We start from the raw sequence: 1,798 nt of genomic DNA, 5'->3' as shown, positions 1-1,798 counted from the left end.
CCCCCGGGGGCGGTGGCTGCTTCTTGAAGGGGTCCTGGTCCGGGGGCTTCCGCAGCGGATCGTCGTCCGGAGGGGGCGGCGGCTCGGTACTCATGTCACGAGTCGACCCCGGACCCCCCTCCCCCGCAAGGAGGGAACGGCCGTCCGGGGCATCCGTCAGCCGGCGACGAACGTGTGGGCCGCCTTGTCGTGCCAGCACTGGCGCCACGGGCGGTCGAACAGACCCCACACGACACCCACGACACCGATGACGAGGACGCCCGGGACGCTGTAGACGAGCCAGCGGCGCAGGGCCGCGCCGAACGACGGCGGATCCCCGCCCTCGATGTCCCGCACCTGGAGCCCGAACAGCCTCTTGCCCAGTGTGCGGCCCCACTTGGCGGTGGGCAGCGCCTCGTAGAGGGTGCCGAAGACGACCAGCACGGCGAGCACGGTGCCGAGGTAGAGCGCGGTCGTGCCGTCCAGCAGCCAGACCGTGACCGTCTCACCGGACTGCTTGGCCGCGTCGATCTTCCCGTCGACGTGGTCCAGGGCCCTCGTGCCGAGCGGCACGGCGGCCGCGCCGGTGACCGCGGCGAGGACGAGGGTGTCGACGAGGCGGGCGGCGAACCGCTTGCCCAGCCCGGCCGGACGCGCGTTCGCCTGCGAGCGGGCGGCGGCCTGGAACGGGTCCTCCCGCACCGGCTTCCACGGCACGACGGGCTGGTCCCCGTCCGGTCCGGCCAGCCGGTGCACCTGCTGGGCCCAGGAGGGCTGTCCCCCGCCGGGACCCSCGCTCATGGGCGCCTGCGCGGCCGACTGCTGCGGCGGCACGACGGGGGTCGGAGCGGGGGCGGCGGGGGTGGTCTGCTGCGGGCCGGACGGGGCCGCCGGTGAGGCCGGGGAGGCCGGTGCGGTGTACGCGGAGGCCTGGGCCGCCCGCGGTGCCTTGGTCCGGAAGGTCATCGTGCCCTCGGAGGCGAGAGGTTCGGCGGCGGGCTCGCGGGAGCCGGGGGCGCCCTGAGCCGGCACACCGGCGCCGGTGCTGCCGGGGGTGCCGGCCGCAGCGGCGTCCGCGCCCGGCTTCGGTGTGCCGCCCGTGCCGGACTTGCTCGCGATGTGCGCGCGTCCGGCGCCCATGGCACCGGCCGATCCCGCGGGGCCCGAGGGACCCGTGGGGCCCGCGGTCCCGGCGGGACGTACGGGTCCCGTGGGCCTGCGGAAGACCACGGTGCCGGAGGAGGGCGGCTCGGCCGTCCCCCCGTCCTGCCCGGCGCCGGAGGCGTGGAACGTGGCCGTGCCGTCCGTGTGCTCCGACCGGCCGTCGGGCTGCGCCTGCGGGGCGGGCAGCGGCTGCTGCACGGGCGCGCCCTGCTGGGCGGGCAGGGACGGCTGGGCGGGCTGCGCCTGCGGAGCCGCTTCCGACGGTACGCGCGGGTCGGCGGAGCCCCAGCGGACCCGGCGGTCCGGGTCGCCGCCGAAGCCGGTCTGCCGGGAGCGGTCGGCGCCCCACGCGGTGGCCGGTTCGGGGCGGCTGCCGTGCTGGGCCTCGGCGGGCGACGGTCCGGCCGCCCCGGGCGGGTCCTCGTCGAAGAAGTGCGGGCCCGTCTCCTCCGTGGACGCGGGCGCGGGCTGCGCGGCCGCCGGTACGGACGGGGACGGCGACTGCGGTGACGAAGGCGGCTGCGACGGTGGCTGCGACGACGCAGGCGACGGCGGGATCGACTCGCCGCCGACCGGTGCAGGCCGGCTGGTGCCCGGCACCCAGGAGGCACCGTTCCAGTACCGGACGTATCCAGGAATGGACGGGTCCGGGTAG

General features: G+C 77.5%; 1 protein-coding gene. It reads right to left on the bottom strand.

Going from position 1 to position 1,798, the window contains the following annotated elements; genetic code table 11:
* Positions 1-156: 156 nt before the first annotated feature.
* Positions 157-1,798 (bottom strand): RDD family protein (locus FGF04_RS37455; RefSeq protein WP_188114393.1); only part of this gene is annotated, 1,642 nt, incomplete at its 5' end.

This window comes from Streptomyces apricus (assembly GCF_008369065.1).
In the GTDB taxonomy this organism is placed as follows: Bacteria; Actinomycetota; Actinomycetes; order Streptomycetales; family Streptomycetaceae; genus Streptomyces; species Streptomyces apricus.
This window is presented reverse-complemented; position numbering and strand designations above follow the sequence as displayed.